At 72.3% G+C, this 20,308-nt stretch carries 16 protein-coding genes and 1 riboswitch; of the genes, 10 read left to right on the top strand and 6 right to left on the bottom strand.

Annotation, left to right across the window (positions count from 1 at the left end):
- Positions 1–35: 35 nt before the first annotated feature.
- Together ACIRHA_RS21295 and ACIRHA_RS21290 are read right to left on the bottom strand one after the other, a co-directional pair.
- A complete protein-coding gene (locus ACIRHA_RS21295) occupies positions 36–968 on the bottom strand; it encodes an LLM class F420-dependent oxidoreductase (RefSeq protein ID WP_403847910.1) in 933 nt (310 codons plus the stop codon).
- An 82-nt stretch (positions 969–1,050) separates the two neighbouring features.
- Positions 1,051–1,764 (bottom strand): DUF5995 family protein, encoded by a 714-nt coding sequence (locus ACIRHA_RS21290; protein ID WP_403847908.1) that lies wholly within the window; start codon positions 1,762–1,764, stop codon positions 1,051–1,053.
- A gap of 155 nt (positions 1,765–1,919) precedes the next feature.
- Here ACIRHA_RS21290 and ACIRHA_RS21285 point away from each other — a divergent pair, with 155 nt between their 5' ends.
- From ACIRHA_RS21285 to ACIRHA_RS21245, 9 genes are all read left to right on the top strand, one after another.
- On the top strand, positions 1,920–3,050 hold the full coding sequence (locus tag ACIRHA_RS21285) for a glycoside hydrolase family 6 protein (protein WP_403848895.1): 1,131 nt from the start codon (positions 1,920–1,922) through the stop codon (positions 3,048–3,050).
- 157 nt (positions 3,051–3,207) lie between these two features.
- Positions 3,208–4,611 carry an amidohydrolase family protein gene (locus ACIRHA_RS21280; protein WP_403847905.1) on the top strand — a complete coding sequence of 468 codons (1,404 nt, stop codon included), beginning with the start codon at positions 3,208–3,210 and terminating at the stop codon, positions 4,609–4,611.
- A 97-nt stretch (positions 4,612–4,708) separates the two neighbouring features.
- A complete protein-coding gene (locus ACIRHA_RS21275) occupies positions 4,709–6,196 on the top strand; it encodes a nucleobase:cation symporter-2 family protein (RefSeq protein ID WP_403847902.1) in 1,488 nt (495 codons plus the stop codon).
- A 12-nt stretch (positions 6,197–6,208) separates the two neighbouring features.
- Positions 6,209–6,928, top strand: coding sequence for a GntR family transcriptional regulator (locus tag ACIRHA_RS21270; protein WP_403847900.1), 720 nt, complete (start codon positions 6,209–6,211; stop codon positions 6,926–6,928).
- A 90-nt stretch (positions 6,929–7,018) separates the two neighbouring features.
- Complete coding sequence (locus ACIRHA_RS21265; protein WP_403847898.1) at positions 7,019–9,259, top strand: molybdopterin cofactor-binding domain-containing protein; 2,241 nt, start codon at positions 7,019–7,021, stop codon at positions 9,257–9,259.
- Between the two features lie 75 nt (positions 9,260–9,334).
- Complete coding sequence (locus ACIRHA_RS21260) at positions 9,335–10,264, top strand: amidohydrolase family protein (RefSeq protein ID WP_403847896.1); 930 nt, start codon at positions 9,335–9,337, stop codon at positions 10,262–10,264.
- Positions 10,265–11,360: 1,096 nt separating this feature from the next.
- Complete coding sequence (locus ACIRHA_RS21255) at positions 11,361–12,104, top strand: hypothetical protein (protein ID WP_403847893.1); 744 nt, start codon at positions 11,361–11,363, stop codon at positions 12,102–12,104.
- Complete coding sequence (locus tag ACIRHA_RS21250; protein ID WP_403847891.1) at positions 12,091–13,584, top strand: UbiD family decarboxylase; 1,494 nt, start codon at positions 12,091–12,093, stop codon at positions 13,582–13,584. Before ACIRHA_RS21255 ends, ACIRHA_RS21250 begins: the two co-directional genes overlap by 14 nt.
- Complete coding sequence (locus tag ACIRHA_RS21245; protein WP_403847888.1) at positions 13,575–14,135, top strand: UbiX family flavin prenyltransferase; 561 nt, start codon at positions 13,575–13,577, stop codon at positions 14,133–14,135. Before ACIRHA_RS21250 ends, ACIRHA_RS21245 begins: the two co-directional genes overlap by 10 nt.
- A 19-nt stretch (positions 14,136–14,154) precedes the next feature.
- On the opposite strand, the gene ACIRHA_RS21240 is transcribed toward ACIRHA_RS21245, so the two are convergent.
- Together ACIRHA_RS21240 and ACIRHA_RS21235 are read right to left on the bottom strand one after the other, a co-directional pair.
- The gene (locus tag ACIRHA_RS21240; RefSeq protein ID WP_403847885.1) at positions 14,155–15,543 is read right to left on the bottom strand and encodes a uracil-xanthine permease family protein; all 1,389 of its coding nucleotides are present in this window, start codon (positions 15,541–15,543) and stop codon (positions 14,155–14,157) included.
- Between the two features lie 123 nt (positions 15,544–15,666).
- On the bottom strand, positions 15,667–16,881 hold the full coding sequence (locus tag ACIRHA_RS21235) for an MFS transporter (protein ID WP_403847883.1): 1,215 nt from the start codon (positions 16,879–16,881) through the stop codon (positions 15,667–15,669).
- 94 nt (positions 16,882–16,975) lie between these two features.
- Between ACIRHA_RS21235 and ACIRHA_RS21230 the strand changes: the two genes are divergently transcribed.
- The gene (locus ACIRHA_RS21230; RefSeq protein WP_403847881.1) at positions 16,976–18,130 is read left to right on the top strand and encodes an ROK family transcriptional regulator; all 1,155 of its coding nucleotides are present in this window, start codon (positions 16,976–16,978) and stop codon (positions 18,128–18,130) included.
- Positions 18,131–18,248: 118 nt separating this feature from the next.
- Here ACIRHA_RS21230 and ACIRHA_RS21225 read toward each other — a convergent pair whose 3' ends face one another.
- Both ACIRHA_RS21225 and ACIRHA_RS21220 read right to left on the bottom strand, forming a co-directional pair.
- A complete protein-coding gene (locus ACIRHA_RS21225; RefSeq protein WP_403847878.1) occupies positions 18,249–18,983 on the bottom strand; it encodes an SDR family oxidoreductase in 735 nt (244 codons plus the stop codon).
- Positions 18,984–19,073: 90 nt separating this feature from the next.
- Positions 19,074–19,991, bottom strand: a complete 918-nt coding sequence (locus ACIRHA_RS21220; protein WP_403847875.1) for an RNA polymerase sigma-70 factor — start codon at positions 19,989–19,991, stop codon at positions 19,074–19,076.
- A gap of 133 nt (positions 19,992–20,124) precedes the next feature.
- Positions 20,125–20,256: riboswitch (FMN riboswitch) on the top strand.
- Positions 20,257–20,308: the final 52 nt, after the last annotated feature.

Genomic DNA, 20,308 nt, shown 5'->3' with positions numbered 1-20,308 from the left:
GGGGGGGGACTAGAGGGCTGGGGACTGGGTGGGGGTTAGACCCCCGCCGCCCGCGCCTTCTCGTACACCTCCGCCGCGACGTCCTTCAGCTCCTCGGCGTCGCGGGCCTGGCCCTGGAGGTCGATCAGGATCTCGTCCAGGCCCACCTCGTCGTGCGCGACCACGTCCTCCACGATCTGGTCGACGCTGCCCTGGAACGGCTTGCGGTCGTCGCCCGTGTACGGCTCGCGGGTGTGGACCGTGTTCGCGCGGAGCACGGTCTGCAGGGGAGCGGTGCGGCCGCGTTCATCGGCGAGCGCCTGGAGGCGGTCCCACTGCTGCCTGAGGTCCTCCGCGCCCATCGCCCCGGGCATCCAGCCGTCCGCACTGTCGACCATGCGGCGGGCGGACTTCGGGCTGTTCGCCGGGAGCAGGATCGGCAGCGGCCCGGCCGGCTTGGGGCCGACCACGGACGGGGCGATGGTCGTCACCTCGCCCTTGTACGACACCGGGTCCGGGCCCCACACCGCGCGGCACACGTCGATCAGCTCGTCGAGCACCTTGCCGCGTCGCTCGAAGGGCGCCACGCCGGCCGCCGCGTACTCGTCGTGCGACCAGCCCGTGCCGAGCCCCGCGACCACGCGGCCCCCGCTCGCCGCGTCCAACGAGGCGAGGGAACGGGCGAGTTGGAACGGGATGTGCAGCGGCGCCACGAGCACGCTGGTGCCGAGCCGGGCGCGGGACGTGGCGGACGCCGCCAGGGTGAGCGCGACGAGCGGGTCGGCGACCGAGCGGTACTGATCCGGCCAGGGCAGGCCCGGGATCCCGTACAGACCCTGGGTGGCGGGCTCGGGGTACAGGATCCGCTCGAACACCCACAGGCTGTCGTAGCCGACGGACTCCGCCGCGCGTGCCACGTCCGGGACGTCCCTGCCGATGTCGTACTGCTTCATCTGGGGCAGGCCGAGGCCGAGTCGGGTCGTCGCCATGTTCGTGCTCCTTTGCTCGATAGCGCGGATCTCTGGGTCAACGTCCCCGCGCGGTAGGGATGTTCCCGACGCCCCGGCCGGTTCAGTCGGGCAGCGGGGTGAGCAGCATCCGTCCTACCAGGCCCACCGAGGTGTCGAGACGGTGCGCGAACTCGGCCTCCAAGGACGGCAGATCGCGCAGCGCCCACAGGGCGCGCGCCGCTCCCCACGCGCCGTCGCGGGCGCGCTCCAGGCTCCACGAGCCGAGCAGATGGGTCAGTGGATCGGCGACCTGGAGCAGATCGGGGCCCGGCATCAGCTCTTCGCGGATGCGCTCCTCCAGCGAGACGAGGACGTCGCCCACGCGCTCGAACTCATCCTCCAGTTCCTCCGGTTCGCAGCCCAGCGTGCGACACGCGTCCACGACGGCGAGCGCCAGATCGTGCCCGATGTGCGCATTGATGCCCGCGAGCGCGAACTGCAACGGGCGTACGCCGGGATGCCGGCGGAACTGGAACAGGGGCTGCCAGCAGGCGGGCGGGCGCGCGCCGTGGGCCGCCGCGTCGACCGCCACGAGATAGCGCTCGGCGAACCGGACGTCCAGCGTGACCGCCGCTCCCCGGTCCTGGAAGCCGCCCGCGGGCCCTCCGTCGATGGCCCGGTCGACCTCCTCCGTGACGGAGAGATAGACCCGGTTGAAGACGGCCACGCCGTCGCGCGGTGGCAGATCCGCCCCGAGCGCGCGCATCCGTGCGATCACGATGTCGACCCCAAGAGCCGGGATCCGGGCCTGTGCGAACCGCTCCAACTGCGCCATGCACGCAGCGTGGCAGCCGTAGCCTTACGCGGACGTCGGCTGGCCGGGGGCTTCCCCAGAACGAGGGAACGGCGGACCTGGAGGGGGAGGGTGCGGTGGCGGGCTCACGCGCGCGGCGGCTGGCCGAACGGCGGACGGAGCGGCGCCGCAGGACGGTGCGCGCAGCGCTCGCCGCGGCGGCCTCGGCCGTGGTGGCCGTCGGCACCGTGGCGGGCCTCGTCTCCGCTTTGGACGGTGGCCGGGGAGAGGCGGACGAGGCGCGCCCGACCGTCAGCGCGACCCCCAGCCTGCGCCCGCTGCCCGCGGTCCCGACCCCGTCGGTGACGAGCAACTCACCCTCACCGCCTGGCAGTTCGAAGCCCGAGCCGAAACCGAAGAGGACGGCCCCCGCCCGGCCGAAGCCGTCGAGCGCCGCGCCCGCCGCGAGCGGCCTGTACCGGTACGGCGACTCCCAGGTACTCGACTGGGTGCGCGCCAACCGCTCCGACCCGCGCCGCCCGCTCATCGAGTCCCGGATAGCGAGCCGCCCGGCCGCCGTCTGGTTCGCCGACTACGCGCCCGCCACGATCACCGCGCGGGTGCGCGCGGTCACCTCGGCCGGGGCGCGCGCCGGGCAGGTGCCGGTGCTCGTCCCGTACACCGTCCCCGACCGTGACTGTGGCGGGCACTCCGAGGGCGGTGCCCCCGACCTGGACGCGTACGGCGACTGGATCGAGAGGTTCGCGCGGGGGCTCGGCTCCCGCGAGGCCATCGTGATCCTGGAGCCGGATGCCCTCTCCCAGACCGAGTGCCTCTCCAAGAGCCGGCAGGCCGACCGTTACACGGCGCTGGCGCACGCCGGCCGGGCCCTGAAGTCCGCGAACCCGCGCGCCCGCGTCTACTACGACGCCGGACACTCCGCCTGGAACCCGCCCGGCACCCAGGCCGCACGGCTTCGCGCGGCGGGCGCCGCCTCCGCCGCGTCGTCCGACGGCGTGTTCACCAACGTCTCCAACTTCCACCGAACGTCGGACGAGGCCGCGTACGCCCGCAAGGTGCTCGCCGCGATGGGCGGGCCGAGCGGCCTGGGCGCCGTCATCGACACGAGCCGCAACGGCAACGGCGCCCCGGCCGACGGCGCGTGGTGCGACCCCGAAGGCCGCGAACTGGGCCGGGCCCCGACCCTGCGCACCGGTGAGCCCCGCATCGACGCGTACCTGTGGGTGAAGCTGCCCGGGGAGTCGGACGGGTGCAAGGGGGAGCCGGGGACGTTCACGGCGGACTATGCGTATGAGCTGGCGGACTGAGCCGCTGATCGCGCGAGCGGGTCGGCGGTCCGGGTAAGTCCCGTACGTCCGTGAGGGGTTGACGTACGTGAGGGGTTGACAGTTTCGGTGGCCGGAATATGTTGCATGCAATGTGAAATATGGCCGATGCCCGAGATCCCCGGACCCTGGAGGCTCAATGGACTCCGTGCGGCAGTGCGACCTTTTGTTCACCGGAGGCCATGTGGTCACCGTGGACGACGGCAGGAACGTGTACGAACCCGGCGCCGTCGCGGTGGCGGGCGACCGGATCGTGGCGGTGGGCCCGGCGGCGGAGATCGAGGCCGGGTGGCGGGGCGCGCGGGTGGTGGACTGCCGGGGCCGGGCCGTGCTGCCGGGGTTCGTGGACGGGCACAGCCATCTGTTCCAGGCGCTGGCCAGGGGGCTCGGCGAGGGGCAGTCGATCTGGCCGTGGCTGTGCGAGTTCATGTGGCCGTACTCGATCGCGGTGGACGCCGAGGACGCGCGGGTCGCGGCGACGCTCGGCGCGGTGGAGGCGCTGCGCTCCGGCATCACCACGGTCGTCGACAACCACTACGCGCCGACCGACGCCGAAACGGTTCTCTCGGTGGCCGGCGCGATCGAGGCGACCGGGCTTCGGGGCGTCGTCGCGCGCGGAATGATCGGGCACAAGACCGCCGTCGCCGCCGCGCGCGGACTGCCCGACGAGCTCTTCCGGTACTCGGTCGCCGAAGAACTCGACATCACACGGGACTGCATGCGGAGCCGGCCGCGCGGATCCGCCGTCGAGATCTGGCCCGCCCCGCTCAACCTCAGCTACGGCGACCAGGAACTGGTGCGCGGCGCCGCCGGGTTGGCCCACGAGTTCGGCGTCCGCTGGCACACGCACTGCAGCGAGGGCGCCAAGGACCCGGCGAGCTACCTCGACGCGTACGGGATCAGGCCCGTGAGCTGGCTCGCCGCGGAAGGCATCCTCGACGAGCACGCCACCCTCGCGCACGCCGTCTGGCTCGACGACGCCGAGGCCAAGGCGGTCGGGGAACACGGCGCCGCCGTCGCCCACAACCCGGCCTCCAACGCGTACCTCGCCTCCGGAGTGATGCCGCTGCGCCGTCTGCGCGACGCCGGGGCCGTGGTGGCGCTGGGCACCGACGGGCCGAGCGCCGGGCACCGTCAGGACATGTTCGAGGTCATGAAGCAGACGCTGTTCGCCCAGCGCCTCGACACGCTCGACCCGGCGGTGGCGCGCTGCGAGGAGGCCCTGGAACTGGCCACCAGGGAAGGCGGCCGGTACGCGGGCAACGGCGCCGGGGTGCTCGCCCCCGGCGCGCCCGCCGACCTCGCCGTGGTGGCGCTCGACCGCCCCCACCTGCGCCCGCTGCACCGTGCGGTCGCCGCGCTCGTCTACTCCGCGCGCGGCGGCGACGTGCAGATGACCGTCGTCGGCGGACGCGTCGTCGTCGAGGAGGGCCGCTGCACCCTCGTCGACGAGGAGGCGCTGATGGAGGAGGCCCAGGAACGGGCCGAACGCCTCATCCACCGGGCCGGCTTCGCCCCGCTGACCACCCCCTGGCAGCACTGAGAGCCACTGACAGCCACAGGTAGCGGCCGTCCGTCCACGGCCCCGGTAAGTGCGCACGAGACAACACCCGGACCACCGGGTGGAGGGAGTAACGCACATGTCCGAGAAGGAAGTTCAGGACGGTACGCAGGGCGGGACGGCGGAGGCGGTCGGCATCGAGGCGGCGCGCAAGGATGCCGTCGATTCCGTGCCCTCCGTGTGGCGCCTCGTCGTCTACGGGTTCCAGCACGTGCTCGCCTTCTACGCGGGCGCCGTCGTGATGCCGCTGCTCGTCGCCGAGGGCATCGGGATGAAGGGCGACGACATCGCCCTGCTCGTCAACGCCTCGCTGCTGACCTGCGGCCTCGCCACGCTCCTGCAGTCCGCCGGGCTGCCGGGCATCGGTATCCGGCTGCCGGTGGTGCAGGGCACGTCCACCACCGCGGTGCCCTCGCTGGTGTCGGTGGGGCTCGCGGCGGGCGGGGCGAAGGCCGGTCTGCCGACCGTGTTCGGGGCGGTGATCGCGGCGGGGCTCGCCCTGTTCGTGGTGGCGCCCGTCTTCAGCAGGCTGGTGCGCTTCTTCCCGCCGCTGGTCACCGGCACGATCGTGACCATCGTGGGGATCACGCTGCTCGCCGTCGCCGCCCGGCAGGTGGGCGGGGGAGACCCGAGCCAGGGCTCGTTCGGCTCACCCGCGCACCTGGGGCTCGCCGCCGTCACGCTCGTCGTCATCCTGCTGCTGCACAAGCTGTCGCGGGGCTTCCTCGCGACGGTGGCGGTCCTGGTCGGCCTGCTCATCGGCACGGTCGTGGCCGCGTTCGCCGGGTTCGCCGACTTCTCCGGGATCGCCTCCACACCCTGGCTGGGCACGGCGGCGCCGCTGCACTACGGGGCGCCCCGGTTCGACGTCGTCGCGGTGCTCTCGGTCGTCCTGGTCATGGTCATCATCGCGGTCGAGTCCATCGGGCAGTTCTTCGCCGTCGGCGAGATCGTGGACCGGAAGGTCGAAGGCAGGCATGTGACCCGCGCCCTGCGCGCCGACGGCCTCGCCACCGCGGTCGCGGGCGTCCTCAACTCCTTTCCCAGCACCGTGTATTCGCAGAACATCGGCCTGATCCGGCTGACCAGGGTCAAGTCCCGGTGGATCGTCGCGTCCTCCGGCGTGATCATGATGGTGCTCGGGCTCGTACCGAAGGTGGGGGCGATCGTCGCCGCGATGCCGGCCTCGGTCCTCGGCGGCGCCACGATCGTGCTGTTCTCCACCATCGCCGTCGTCGGCGTGCAGATCCTCTTCCAGGCCGACCTGACCGACCAGCGCAACACCATCCTCGTCGCCGCGAGCGTGGGCGTGGGCTTCCTGCCCACCGCGTTCCCGCAGTTCGCCGAGCAGATGCCGGGGCGGCAACTGCACGCGCTCTTCGAGAGCGGCATCATCCTCGGCACGCTCACGGCGGTCTTCCTGAACCTCTTCTTCCACCACCTGCGCCTTCCCTCCGGGCGCCGGCGGGAGCGACGGGAGCGTCGGGAAGAGGCCTCGGACGGTGTCGGATCCATTGACGCGACCGAACATTACATGCAACATGTATCTCCAACAGGCAAGCAGTAAAGGGGAGTTGCCATGAGCGCAGAGCGGGCGGTCAATCCGGTCGCGGCCGGCAGTCTCCTGGCGGACCGGGCGTACGAGGAGCTGAAGGGCGCCGTCCTGGCGAACCGGCTGCGCCCCGGTGACGCGCTCTCCGTGCCCGCCCTCGCCGCACAGCTGAGCATCAGCCGCAGCCCGGTGCGCGAGGCGGTCCAGCGCCTCATCCACGACGGCCTCGCCACACACGTGCCGCACAAGGGGGCCGTGGTCGCCACCGTGGACGTGGAGGACGTGCGGCAGCTGTACGTCGTCCGTGAGGTGATGGAGGGCCTCGCCGCCCGCCTCGCCACCGAGCGGCTCGACGCCTCGCGGGTCGCCGAACTGCGTGACCTGCTCGAGCGGCACGAGCGCGAGGTCGGCACCGGAGTCGATGAGCGCACGCACATCGAGATGGACATGGCCTACCACCGGACGATCCGCGAAGTGGCCGACAACCCCCATCTCACCGCGGCCCTCGACACGATCCAGGGCCGCGCCCACCTCGCCCTGCACCAGCTGTGGCGTGGCCGGGAGGCGCCGCGGCTCGCCGTCGCCGAACACCGCCGCATCTTCGAGGCGATGACATCGGGCGACCCGGACGCCGCCGACCTCGCGGCCCGCGACCACATCCGCAAGCTCCGCATCCGCCTCTCGCAGGCGGTCGCGCCGGGGCCCTCGGAGTCCACCGAGCCCGGCCGCGTACGCCCCGTCGAATAGCGCCACAGCACAGCGGCACCGAAGCGACAACGCACCACGTTCGCACGATCAACTCCCGTTCAGCGCAAGCCAGAAGGGAAGTGAACGACCGTGAGCACCGCAACCGGCACCGCCACCGCTGTCCGTGACGGCGTCGGCGCCAGCACCGCCCGCCCCGACGGCCGCCTGAAGGTCAAGGGAGACTTCGCCTACTCCTCCGACCTGCGGGCCGAGGGCATGGTGTGGGGCGCGACCCTGCGCTCGCCGCACCCGAGCGCCCGCATCGTGCGACTGGACACGACCGCGGCGCTGCGGCTGCCCGGGGTGCTGGCGGTGCTCACCCACGAGGACGTTCCGGGGCAGGCGACGTACGGCATGAAGGTCTCCGACCAGCCGGTCCTCGCCGCCGACCACGTCCGCTACCAGGGGGAACCGGTGGCGCTCGTCGCCGCCGACCACCCCGAGACCGCCCGCAGAGCGCTGGCGCTGATCGACATCGCGTACGAGGAGCGGTCCGCGCTGACCGACCCCGAGGACGCCGTGCGGGGCCTGGGTCCGCTCGTCCACGAAGCGCGCGTCGACGGCAGGCACGGCAACGTCGTCCGGCACGTCCGCATCCGCCACGGCGACGTGGCGGCCGCCCGCGCCGAGGCCGACGTGATCGTCAGCGGCACGTACGAGGTCGGTATGCAGGACCAGGCCTTCCTCGGCCCCGAGTCCGGGCTCGCGATCCCCGCGGAGGACGGGGGCGTCGACGTCTACGTGTCGACGCAGTGGCTGCACGACGACCAGCACCAGATGTGCGCCGCGCTCGGCCTGCCGCCGGAGAAGGTGCGGCTCACGCTGTCCGGTGTGGGCGGCGCGTTCGGCGGCCGCGAGGACGTCTCCGTGCAGATCCACGCGGCGATGCTCGCCCTGCGCACCGGCAGGCCGGTGAAGATGAGCTACAACCGCGAGGAGTCCTTCTACGGACACGTGCACCGCCACCCCGCGCGCATGTGGTTCGAGCACGGGGCGACGCGCGAGGGCCGACTCGTCTTCGTCAGGGCGCGCCTCCTGTTCGACGGCGGCGCCTACACCTCCACCTCGCAGGTCGTCATCGCCAACGGCTCCTACTTCGCGGCCGGCGCCTACGACGTGCCGCACGCCGAGATCGACGGCTACTCCGTCTTCACCAACAACCCGCCCTGCGGCGCGATGCGCGGCTTCGGCGCCGTGCAGTCCTGCTACGGCGTCGAGTCCAACCTCGACAAGCTGGCGCGTGAACTCGGCATGGAACCGGTCGAGTTGAGGGTGCGCAACGCCATGACGACCGGGACCGTGCTGCCGACCGGACAGGCGGTGGACGGTCCTGCGCCGGCGGGCGAGCTGTTGGAGCGGCTGCGCGCGCGGCCGCTGCCGCCGGTGGGGGAGGGGCCGTTCGGGAACCCCGGCGGGCTCAACAACACCAGCCACGGCGAAGGCATCCGGCGTGGCGTCGGGTACGCGATCGGGGTCAAGGCCATCGGCTTCTCCGGCGGCGTCGACGACCGTTCCGTGGCCCGCGTACGGCTCGCCTTGAACGGCGGCGAACCCGTCGCCGAGGTGCACACCGCCGCCGAGTGCGGCCAGGGCATCGTCACCGTGCAGACGCAGATCGTACGGACAGAGCTCGGCGTCGAGCGTGTGGTCGTGCTCCCTGCCGACACGCAGGTCGGCGACGCCGGCTCGTCCTCCGCCTCCCGCATCACGTGGATGAGCGGGGGAGCGGTCCAGGGCGCGTGCAAGGCGCTGCGCGAGCGGATCACGGCGCTGGGGGAGCGGCCGCTGGCCGAACTCCTGGCCGAATGCGGACCGTTGGAGGCGGAGTACGAGTACGCGCACCGCCGCACGTTCCCCGTCGACGACGAACGCGGGCAGGGGGACGCCCACATCGCGTTCGCGTTCGCCGCGCACCGGGCCGTCGTGGACGTGGACACCGAGCTAGGCCTGGTGAAGGTGGTCGAGTTGGCCACCGCGCAGGATGTCGGCAAGGCGATGAATCCCCTTGCCGTCCAAGGTCAGATCGAGGGCGGCAGCGCGCAGGGTCTCGGACTCGCGGTGATGGAGGAGCTGCGGGTCGAGGGCGGGAGAGTGCTCAACCCGTCGTTCACGGACTACCTGATTCCGACCATCGCCGATATGCCGCACGTCCCCATCGACCTGCTCGAACTTCCGCACCCGGATGCGCCGTACGGCCTCAACGGCGTCGGTGAGCCGCCCACCCTGTCGTCGACTCCCGCCATCGCGAACGCGCTGCGTGCCGCGACGGGGCTGGAGTTGGCGAAGGTGCCGGTGCGGCCCGAGGACATCACCGACATGGAAGGGAGGTGAGGCGGGCCCTGCCCTGGGTCCCCAAACGGTCCACCACAGAACACGGTTGGCACCAGCTGGGAAGGAAACAAGACCTTGATCATCGACACCCATATGCACCCGACCAACATCGTCGACCAGGCGTGGCGGCACGACGGCTCCCCGTTCACCGGTGAGCGCACGCTGGAGATGATGGACGGCCCGTACATGATCAACGGCAAGCCGCGCCGCATCGACTACGGCTGCATCATGCCGCCCCCCGGCAACTCCGTCTGGCAGGACGGGATGCGCACGGGGCGCGAGGGCATCCGCGACTACATGTCGTACATCACCGAACTGGTCACCACGTACCCCGACCGGTTCATCGGGAACTTCATGTACAACCCGCGCTTCGGGCCCGAGAACGGGGCGAAGGAGCTGGAGTTCCACGTCAAGGAGTACGGCTACAAGATGCTGAAGCTGCATGCCAACATGCACGCTTACCGGCCCGACCGGGCCCTCGACTGGCTGCGGCCCGTGCTGCGGGTCTGCGACGAACTGGGTGTCGTCGTCCTCATCCACACCGGCGACGGGCCGTACTCGATCCCGACGCAGTTCTACCCGATCATCCGGGAGTTCACGAACGTCAACTTCATCCTCGCCCACTTCGGTGTGCAGACCGGTGGCGTGTACTGCTTCGAGGCGCTCTACATGATCCTCGACTCGCCGAATGTGTACGGGGAGTCCGGCTGGCTGCTGCAGTCGCGGATCGTGGAGTTCGCGCAGCAGATGGAGAAGCACCAGCTGGTCTTCGGCACGGACTCGCCGCCGAATGAACCGGGTATGTGGGCGAGGGAGTTGGAGGTGCTGTGCGGTCCTCCGCCGCAGGGCATGCACCTCTCCGAGGAGCACCTTGAGGGCTACCTCGGCAACAACATGGCCAAGCTCCTCGACCTCAAGCCGACGCCTCCGCCGCGCAACCAGGAGGAGGCGCGGTTGCGCCTCACGGATACGTACGCGTCGTTGGACACGGTTGCGCGTAGGTGACGGTGGGCCGGGGCCGGGGTTGCGCCTCGGCCCTGGCCGCGCGGGGGGTGAGGTCTGGGGGCGCCCCCCCCGGTGCGACCGGGGGGGGCCTGGGGCTGGGCCCCGGCCCTCGCCCCCCGTCGCCCTTCGGGCTCGTTGTCCTCAATCGCCGGACGGGCTTGTTTTGGCCGTCCGGGTGTGCGCTTCGGCGTCACCTTTGCGCTTCGGGTTGTGGCGTCTCGTCGCCCTTCGGGCTCGTTGTCCTCAATCGCCGGACGGGCTTGATTTGCTCGTCCCGGCGTGCCCTTCGGCTCGGCCTTTGGGCTTCGGGCCACGGCCACCACCGGTCTCGGACAATCTGCTTGCTGTGGGCTTGAGTTCGCGCCCGTCTCCCGCCCGCCCGCCCGCCTCCTCCAGGGGCGCGGCCCCCTAACCGTGGCGGTCGACCGTCAACCGGCTTGGGCGAGGGGCTGCCGATCACGTCTCCCCACCCGTGGCGGGCGACCGTCACCCGGCTTGGGCAATCTGCCGCCTGGGGCGGCAGGGTGGGCAAGGCGGCGCCCGGTGCGGCGTAACGAGGGCAAAGGGCACCGGCCCCGGCGCCGGTGCGCAACATCGGTGCTGCCCCACGCACGGTGGGCAAGCGTCGGTGCGGCGCAGCCGGCACGGTTGACACCGAGCCGAGCCACCCACGGGGGCCGAAGCCCCCGGAGGGGGCGGGTGGGTGGGAGATGGGCGGGTACCGGCGCAGCCGGAGGAGGCCCGGTGCCGCGGGACAGGGGCATCGGCCGCTGCTCCGGGGCGCGACGGTGCCGCGAGCTGGGCGCATCGGGCGCCACTCCGGCCCCCCCCCGCCGGTGCCGCGTGACAGTCGCATCGGGCGCTACTCCGGCCCCCCGGCCGGTGCCGCGCGACAGTCGCATCGGGCGCCACTCCGCGCCGCGCCGGTGCCGCACGGCAAGTGCATCGGCCGCCACCCCGGCCCCCGCCGGTGCCGCGCGGCAGGGACATCGGCCGCTACCCCGGCGCGCACCCCCCACCGGCTCCGCGCAACAGGCACGAAGACCCGCACCACGCCCCCCGCCACGACCCACCGCAACAGAAGGGACCCGCCACGATGCAACGTATAGGTCACCTCCTCCCCGCCACCTCCCTCGGCGCCGACCGCTGGGTGGCCCAGATCTGCGCCCCGGTCCAGGTGGACATCGCCCACCCCACCGCCCGCGCCCTCCTCCCCGAGTTCCAGTACGGCCCGGCCCTGACGCCCACCCACACCGCCGAACTCCAGCGCGGCGCCGAACAGTTGGCCCAGGCCGGCGCCGACGCCATCGTGTGGCACGGCACATCGGGCGGCCTCGACGGCGCCGCCCACGCCCGCACGGTCGCCCGCGTCATCGAGCGCACGGCCGGCGTCCGCGCCTCCACCGTCACCCTCGGCCAGCTCGAACTCCTGGCCCACGCTGCGACCCACTCCATCGCCCTCGTCACGGCCGGCTCCGAACAACAGGCGGGCCGCCTCGCCGACACCTGCCTCGCCGCAGGCCTCCGCATCGCCTCCCTCACGGCCCTCGACCTGGCCACCCCGCGAGCGGCGGCCGAGCTCCCCGTGTCGAAGGTCCGCCGGATCCTCCTCGACGCCGATTCCGCCGACGCAGAGTGCCTGGTGGTGGCCGGCACCGAACTCCCGGTCGCACCCGTCGCGGCCATGGTGGAACGGGAACTGGGCAAGCCGGTGCACGACGGCGCGCGGGTAGCCGTCCGTACCGGGCTCGACCTGCTCGGCACCGGCGTCGATTCCCCGGCGTGGGGTGCGCTGTTCACGGGAGGCGTGCACGCGGGAGTCTGCTGTGACAGCCACTGAGCGGGCCGCCCACGGCACGGGCCACCAGGACCTGCACGCCTTCCTCGACGCCTACCGCGCCGCCCACCCCGACGACGTACTCACCGTCGACGAGAAGCTGGAAGGCGAGGACGTCGCCGCCCTTGTCGCCGAACTCGCCGCGCGCGGGCGCGCCGAACTCCTGGTGTGCACGCAGGTGTCGGGCCTCGACGGCACACCCCTCGTCACCAACCTCTTCGCCTCGCGCACCCGCGTCGCCCGACTGCTCGGCTCGGACCCGGCCGGCCTGCACCGCGCCTACCAGCGGGCCGCCGCCCGCCGCACCGAACCCCGCCTCGTCCCCACGGGCCCCGTCCTCGACACGGTCGCCGAGGGCCCGGACGTCGACCTGACCACGCTCCCGCTCCTCAAGCACTTCGACTCGGACCGCGGCCCGTACATCACCAGCGGCGTCATCACGGCCGAAGCACCCCCCGCCGCACCCAACACACCCGCCGCACCCAACACACCCGCCGCACCCAACGCACCCAACGCACCCAACGCACCCAACACACCCAACACACCCGGCCGCTCCGGCAACCTCAGCTACCACCGCGCCCTCGTGCACAACCGCACCGAACTCGCCACGAGCCTCCACTCGCGCGGCCACCTGTGGCAGCTCCTGCGCCTCGCCGAGCAACGCGGCGAACCGCTGCCGGTGGCGATGGTCATCGGCGCCCACCCGCTGTTCCAGCTCGCCGCCTCGGCCCGCGTGGGCCCCGACGTCGACGAACGCACCCTGGCGGGCGGCCTGTTGGGCGCGCCCCTGGACGTCGTACGCACCCCACGGCACGGTATCCGCGTACCCGCCTGCGCCGAACTCGTCCTCGAAGGCGTCATCGACCCGGCGCGGACCGCGCCGGAGGGCCCCTTCGGCGAGTTCTCCGGCTACTCGTCCGACCGCTCCACGAACAACGTCCTCACGGTGCACAGCGTGCTGCGCCGCCGCGACGCCGTCCTCCTCGACATCGTCGGGGGCAACAGCGCCGAACACCTCAACCTGGCCCGCATCCCGCGCGAATCCGAGATGGCGGAACAGCTCACGTCCCGCTTCCCCGAGGTCACGGCGCTGCACTACCCGACATCCGGCACGCACTTCCACGCATACGTCGCCCTGCGTCAGGCCCGCCCCGGACAGGCCCGGCAGATCATGCTCGCGCTGCTGGGCTGGGACCCGTACGTGAAGACGGTCGTCGCGGTCGACGAGGACGTGGACATCACCCGGGACGAGGACGTGCTGTGGGCGCTCGCGACCCATCTCCAGCCGGGCGCCGACGTGTTCACGGTCGACGGACTGCCCGGCAGCCCCCTCGACCCCTCGTCCACCCCGGACGGCACCACGTCCCGCATGGGCCTCGACGCCACCCGCGCCCCGCACTTCGACGCCGTACGCATCCGCACGGACCCGGCCCGCGTCGCGCGCGCCCGTGAACTGCTGGACCGGGGACCGGCGTGCGGCTGATCGTCGGGATCACGGGCGCGACCGGCGCGGTCTACGGCATCCGCCTCCTGGAGGCCCTGCGCGCCGTGCCCGACGTCGAGACGCATCTGATCCTGACCCGGTGGGCCCGCACCACCATCGAGCTGGAGACCGACCGCAGCGTAGGCGACGTACAGAAGCTCGCCGACGTCGTGCACCGCCCCGGCGACCAGGCGGCGCCCGTCTCCTCCGGCTCGTTCCGCACCGACGGCATGGTGATCGCGCCGTGCAGCATGAAGACCCTCGCGGGGATCCGCGCCGGGTACGCGGACGGGCTGCTCGGCCGGGCGGCCGACGTCGTCCTCAAGGAACGCCGCCCGCTGGTCCTCGTACCGCGCGAGAGTCCGCTGCACGAGATCCACCTGGAGAACATGCTCGCCCTCGCGCGCATGGGCGTGCGGATCGTGCCGCCGATGCCGGCCTTCTACCAGCGTCCGAAAACGATCGAGGACCTGGTCGACCACACGGTCGCCCGGGTCCTCGATCAACTCGCCCTGCCGGGACCGGCGGTGGACCGGTGGGCGGGCGGATAGCGTTCTTCGGGGGAGGCGGTCAGCTCTTGTCGGCCGACTCCTCGTCGTACGAAGACGTCCCCTCGTCCAGCAGCGGCTGCTGTGTCTTGAGGTGGGCGGGAGCCATCGCCCGCAGCGCGTGGTAACCGGTGATCACGACGACCGTGCCGAGGGCGATGCCGCTCAAGGAGAAGGTGTCGGTGAACTTCAGGGAGACGTCGCCGATGCCGATGATGATGCCCGCGGCGGTCGGTACGAGGTTCAGCGGGTTGCGCAGGTCGACGCCCGCGTTGATCCAGATCTGCGCGCCGAGCAGGCCGATCATGCCGTAGAGGATGACCGTGATGCCGCCGAGCACGCCGCCCGGGATCGCCGCGACGATCGCGCCGAACTTCGGGCACAGGCCGAAGAGCAGGGCGAAGCCGGCCGCCGCCCAGTACGCCGCCGTCGAGTAGACGCGGGTCGCGGCCATGACGCCGATGTTCTCGGAGTACGTGGTGTTGGGCGGGCCGCCGACGGCCGTGGAGAGCATCGAGCCGACGCCGTCCGCCGAGATCGCCGTGCCGAGCTTGCCGTCGAGGTTCTCGCCGGTCATCTCGCCGACCGCCTTGACGTGACCCGCGTTCTCCGCGATCAACGCGATGACGACCGGAAGCGCCACCAGGATCGCCGACCACTGGAACGACGGGGCGTGGAAGGACGGCAGGCCGATCCAGTCCGCCTGGCCGACGGCGGACAGGTCGAGCCGCCAGTGGTCGACGGCCTTGCCGCCGCCGTTCGGAGAGTGGATCTTGCCGAAGACCAGGTCGAGGACCCAGGAGAGCGCGTAGCCGAAGACCAGACCCAGGAAGATCGCGATGCGCGACCAGAAACCGCGCAGGCACACCACGGCCAAACCGGTGAACAGCATGACGAGCAGCGCCGTCCACTGGTCGGTCGGCCAGTACGTGGAGGCCGTGACCGGAGCGAGGTTGAAGCCGATCAGCATCACGACCGCGCCGGTCACCACCGGCGGCATCGCCGCATGGATGATCCGCGCCCCGAACTTCCGCACCGCGAGGCCCACCAGGAACACCGCGGCGCCCACGACGAAGACCGCGCCCGTGACCGTCGCGCTGGAGCCGCCCTGCGCCCGGATCACGGCGGCGACGCCCACGAAGGCGAGCGAACAGCCCAGGTAGCTGGGCACCCTGCCGCGCGTGGCGAGCAGGAAGATGGCCGTCGAGACGCCGGACATCATGATCGCGAGGTTCGGGTCGAGGCCCATCAGGACGGGGGCCACGAAGGACGCGCCGAACATCGCGACCACGTGCTGTGCGCCGAGCCCGACCGTGCGCGGCCAGGAGAGCCGCTCGTCGGGGCGGACGACCGCGCCGGGAGCCGGCGTGCGCCCGTCGCCGTGCAGTTTCCAGCGCACGCCGAGGTCCATGAGAGTTTCCGCCTTCTGTGGTGGCCGTGAGGTGGGTGGTGCCTGTGCGGCTCGGAATGATCGCTTCATGTTAATGCGACGTAAGTGCGAGTTCGTACCGAGCCGCCGCCCACCTGGCCAGGCCTACGAGGCGTGGTCCGTCGCCCGCGCGGCGTTCGGCTCCGCCGCCTTCGTCCGCGTACGGTCGCCGCCGCGCAGCACCTTCGCGAACACCACGAGACCGGTCGCCAGCACCGTCACCAGGCCGAACGACACGACGAGGCTGGTCGCGTCGGCGATCGTGCCGATCGCCGAGGGCGCGATCAGGCCCGAGGTGTACGTGATGGTGGCGACGCCCGCGATGGCCAGGCTCGGGTTCGGACCGCTGCGCCCGGCCGCGGCGAAACAGAGCGGCACCACGACCGCGATGCCGAGGCCCACCAGGCCGAATCCGGCCATCGCGACGCCCGGGTTCGGCGCGACCACCACGAGCAGCGCCCCGAGGGTGGCCACGAGGCCGCTGATCCGCACGGTGCGCACCGCGCCGAACCGGTCCACCACCGCGTCGCCCGCGAGCCGCGCCACCGCCATCGTGAGCGTGAACGCCGTGGTGCAGGCGGCCGCGAGCCCGGCCGACGTCCCGAGCACGTCCCGCAGATACACCGCCGACCAGTCCAGGCTCGCGCCCTCCGCGAACACCGCGCAGAACCCGACGGCCCCGATGAGGAGCGCCGACCTGGGCGGCAGCGCGAAGCGCGGCGGCGGCTCCTCTTCCTCCGCCGGGCGCAGATCGAGCACCCAGCGGCAGGCGACCAGGCCCGCCACGGTCAGCACGCCCGCGGCGAGCGCGTGGTGCAGCCGCGCGTCCGAGCCCAGATGCGCGGCGAGGGTGCCGCCCAGCGAACCGATCAGGGCGCCCACACTCCACAGCCCGTGCAGCCCCGACATGATCGACTTGTCGAGCCGGGTCTCGACCTCGACGCCCAGCGCGTTCATGGCGACGTCCGACATGCCCGCGGTCGCCCCGTACACGAGCAGCGCGGCGCACAGGGTGAACACATTGGGTGCGAGCGAGGGCAGGATCAAGGCCAGCGTCCACAGCGCGAGCAGTCCGCGCAGTCCGGCGCGGGCGCCGAAGCGGTGGGTGACGCTGCCCGCCAGCGGCATCGAGAGCGAGGCGCCGATCGCGGGGAAGGCGAGCGCGAGGCCCAACTGGCCCGCGCTCACGCCCGCGTGCTCCTGGATCCAGGGCACCCGCGTCGCGAACGACCCGGTCACGGAGCCATGGATGCAGAAGACGGTGGCGACGGCGTACCGCGCCCGCTTCAACTCCCCTGGTGCGTACGTCAGTTCCGGCATCCCGCAGGCCCTCCCCAAGTCTCCCTTGCGTGCCGCCGTAAACTATCAGGAACCCTGCCTGATAATGCCAGTGATATCCGCGTAGGATCCCGCCATGCCCGCATCGCCGAGAACCGCCCGAGCCATCAACGACCGGCTCGCGCTGCGCCTCCTCCAGGAGGAAGGGCCGCTCACCGCAGGGCAGTTGAAGGAACGTACGGGCCTGTCGCGGCCCACCGTCGCCGACCTCGTCGAGCGGCTCGCCGCGGCGGATCTCATCGCGGTCGTGGGGGAAGCGGGCGCCGAGCGGCGTGGCCCCAACGCGCGGCTCTACGGGATCGTCGCCGACCGGGCCCACCTCGCCGCGCTCGACGTACGCACCGAGGGCGTACGGCTCGTCGTCGCCGACCTGGTGGGCACGGTGCTCGCGGAGGCGTCCGTGCCGGTCGAGCCCGGTGACGGGACCGGGGTCGCCGTCGAGCGCGCGGTGGAGCTGCTCGAACGTACGGCGAAGGAGGCCGGGGCCGAGCGGCTGCACACGGTGGGCGTGGGGGCGCCAGGACTGATCGACCCGGCGACGGGTGAGCTGAGGGACTCCTCGGGGCTGCCCCGCTGGCACCGGCGCCTGGTCGCCGCGCTCCAGGAGCGGTTGCCCGCAAGGGTGTTGGTGGAGAACGAGACGAACCTCGCCGCCGTGGCCGAGCGCAAGGACGGCGCCGCGCGCGACCGCGACACGTTCGCGCTCCTGTGGCTCGGGCTCGGCATCGGCGCGGCGGTCGTCCTCGACGGCAAACTGCGCCGAGGCGCCTCCGGGGGTACGGGTGAGGTCGGCTTCCTACCGGTGCCCGGCACGGGCGGCCTCCCGTCGGCCACGGGCTGCGAAGGCGGCTTCCACTCCCTCGCGGGATCGGCCGCGATCCTCGAACTGGCCGCCGCGCACGGGCTCGTGGGCCCCGGGGAGCCGGTCGAACGGGCGGCGGACGTGGTGCGCGACGCCGACGCCCCCTTCCTCGACGCGCTGGCGGACCGGGTGGTACTCGGTGCGGCGGCGGTGGTGGCCGTACTCGACCCGGGCTGCGTCGTCCTCGCGGGCGAGATCGGCCGCGCGGGCGGCACCGCGCTGGCGGAGCGCGTCGCCGCGCGACTGGCCGCGATGTCCCCCCTCCCGACCGAGGTACGGGCAGGGGAACTGGGCGGCGGGGCGGTCCTGCGGGGCGCGCTCCTGATGGCGCGGGAGGTGGCCCAGGAGGCGGTCTACCCACGGGGCTGAGTACTTTTAGCCCCTCCGGCGTTTGAGGAGCGGGGTCCGGGGCGGAGCCCCGATCTTTCCAGCCCCGCCGGCGATTGAGGCGCGGGGTCCGGGGCGGAGCCCCGTGGCGCAGGACCGTTCAGCGCCGAGCCAGATACTCCGCGAAGGTCACCTTCCCGACGGCCTCCCGCGGAGCGAGATGCCCACCCGCCCGAAACGCCCGATACGCCTTCCCGGCCAGCCGCACCGACACCACCGGCCGCCGCTTCCCCACCGCCCCGAGATACGTACGCGCAAGATCCGCGAACGCGAGAACCTCCGGCCCGCCCATGTCCTCGACCCGCCCCGCCGGAGGCGAAACCGCCAACTCGGCCAGCCGGTCCGCGACTTCGGCCACCTCGATGGGCTGGTCGGCGACCCCTGCCGGCAGGAACACCACCGGCAGCTTCGCCGCGGCCCGCACGATCGCCGCCACCAGATCGTGGAACTGCGTCGCCCGCAGCACCGTCCACCCGAGCCCCGACCCCTCGACCAGCCGCTCCACCGCGAGCTTCGCCTTGTAGTAGGGGAACGGGACCTCGTCCACGCCGACGATCGAGATGTAGACGAGGTGCGGGACCTCCGCCCGGCGCGCCGCCGCCACCAGCTGGGCGGCAGCCTTCTCGTCGCCGCCGGTCTGCGTCGTCGCGCAGTGCACGATCACGTCCACGCCGGTCACGGCCCGGTCGAGTGCGGGCCCGCCCTCGCGCAGGTCCACGGCGTACGGCTCGCTGTGCCTGCTCAGCACCCGCACCTCGTGCCCCGCCTCGCGCAGCCGCTCGGTGACGAGCCGGCCGAGCGTTCCGGTTCCGCCGGTCACCAGGATCGTGGTCATCGCCTTCTCAGCTCCTTCGCACACGGACGTCCCCCTGCGGAACGCCCGTCGTCAGCTGAGAACCGGTGGCGCCGCGTCTTTGTGACAGCCCTACGCCGCCATGTCGAGCTGACGGGTCACGAACCCCAGCTTGTCCGGGTTCAGGATCGTGCGCCCGACCGCAACGCGCCCTTCCCGCACCTCGAAGCAGACGACCGCGAACAGGCCCCCGTCCGGCTGCCGCGCGACGATCCCCGGCTCCCCGTTGATCTCCTCGACGAACAGCTCCACGCCCACCAGATACTTCTCCGCGATGCCCTCCAGGAACCGCAGCACCTTCTCGCGGCCCGTGACGGCCTTGCGGGCCGCGGTGACCTTGCCGCCGCCGTCGCCCCACCACTGCACATCCGTGGCGAGCATCTCCTCCAGCGCCGCAAGATCGCCCTCGCGCGCCGCCCCGACGAACGCATCGACCAGCTCGCGCCGCACCCGCTCGGACGGCTCGAACCGCGCGGCGGGCTCCGCGATGCGCGCCGTCGCACGCCGGTACAGCTGACGGCAGTTGGCCTCGCCGAGGTCGAGCACCCCGGCGATCTCCCGGTACCCGTACGCGAAGGCCTCCCGCAGTACGTACACCGCCCGCTCCGTCGGCGTGAGCCGCTCCAGGAGGACGAGAAGCGCGCACGACACCGAGTCGAGCTGCTCGGCCGACTCCAGCGGGCCGAGGGTGCCGTCCGAGGTGAGGACGGGTTCGGGCAGCCAGGGGCCCGCGTACCGCTCCCGCTGGACGCGGGCCGACGAGAGGCGGTTCAGGCAGAGGTTCGTGACGACCTTGGCGAGCCAGGCGCCGACGTGCTCGACGGCCCCCGGCTCGGTGGCGCCGAACCGCAGATACGCGTCCTGCACCGCGTCCTTGGCTTCCTCGGCGGAGCCGAGCATCCGGTAGGCGAGACCGAACATCCGGGGCCTGTGGCTCTCGAACTCGGCGGCACGGTCCGCGTGTTCGGTGGGTGGTTGCGTGCTGGTCACGCCCTCAGACTGCCAGAACGGCGGCGTATTCCCGTGGACGGGCGAAAACCAGCGCCACGGCCTGTGAGTCAGCCCACAGCATTCGCATGCGTGCAGGTCGAGGAGACGTGGCAGACTGGCCCTGTACCAGAAGCAGCGCACTCCGGGGTCGGTGAAAGTCCGAACCGGCGGTTACAGTCCGCGACCCGGCCACGAACCTGTGGCCGGTTGACCAGGTGAAATTCCTGGACCGACGGTTAAAGTCCGGATGGGAGGCAGTGCGCGGCGGGCGGGCACGTGAGTGCGCGTCGCCGGCTGTTTCAGCGGTCCCTCAAGGG

It is taken from the genome of Streptomyces sp. NPDC102360 (assembly GCF_044766085.1).
Lineage (GTDB): Bacteria > Actinomycetota > Actinomycetes > Streptomycetales > Streptomycetaceae > Streptomyces.
This window is presented reverse-complemented; position numbering and strand designations above follow the sequence as displayed.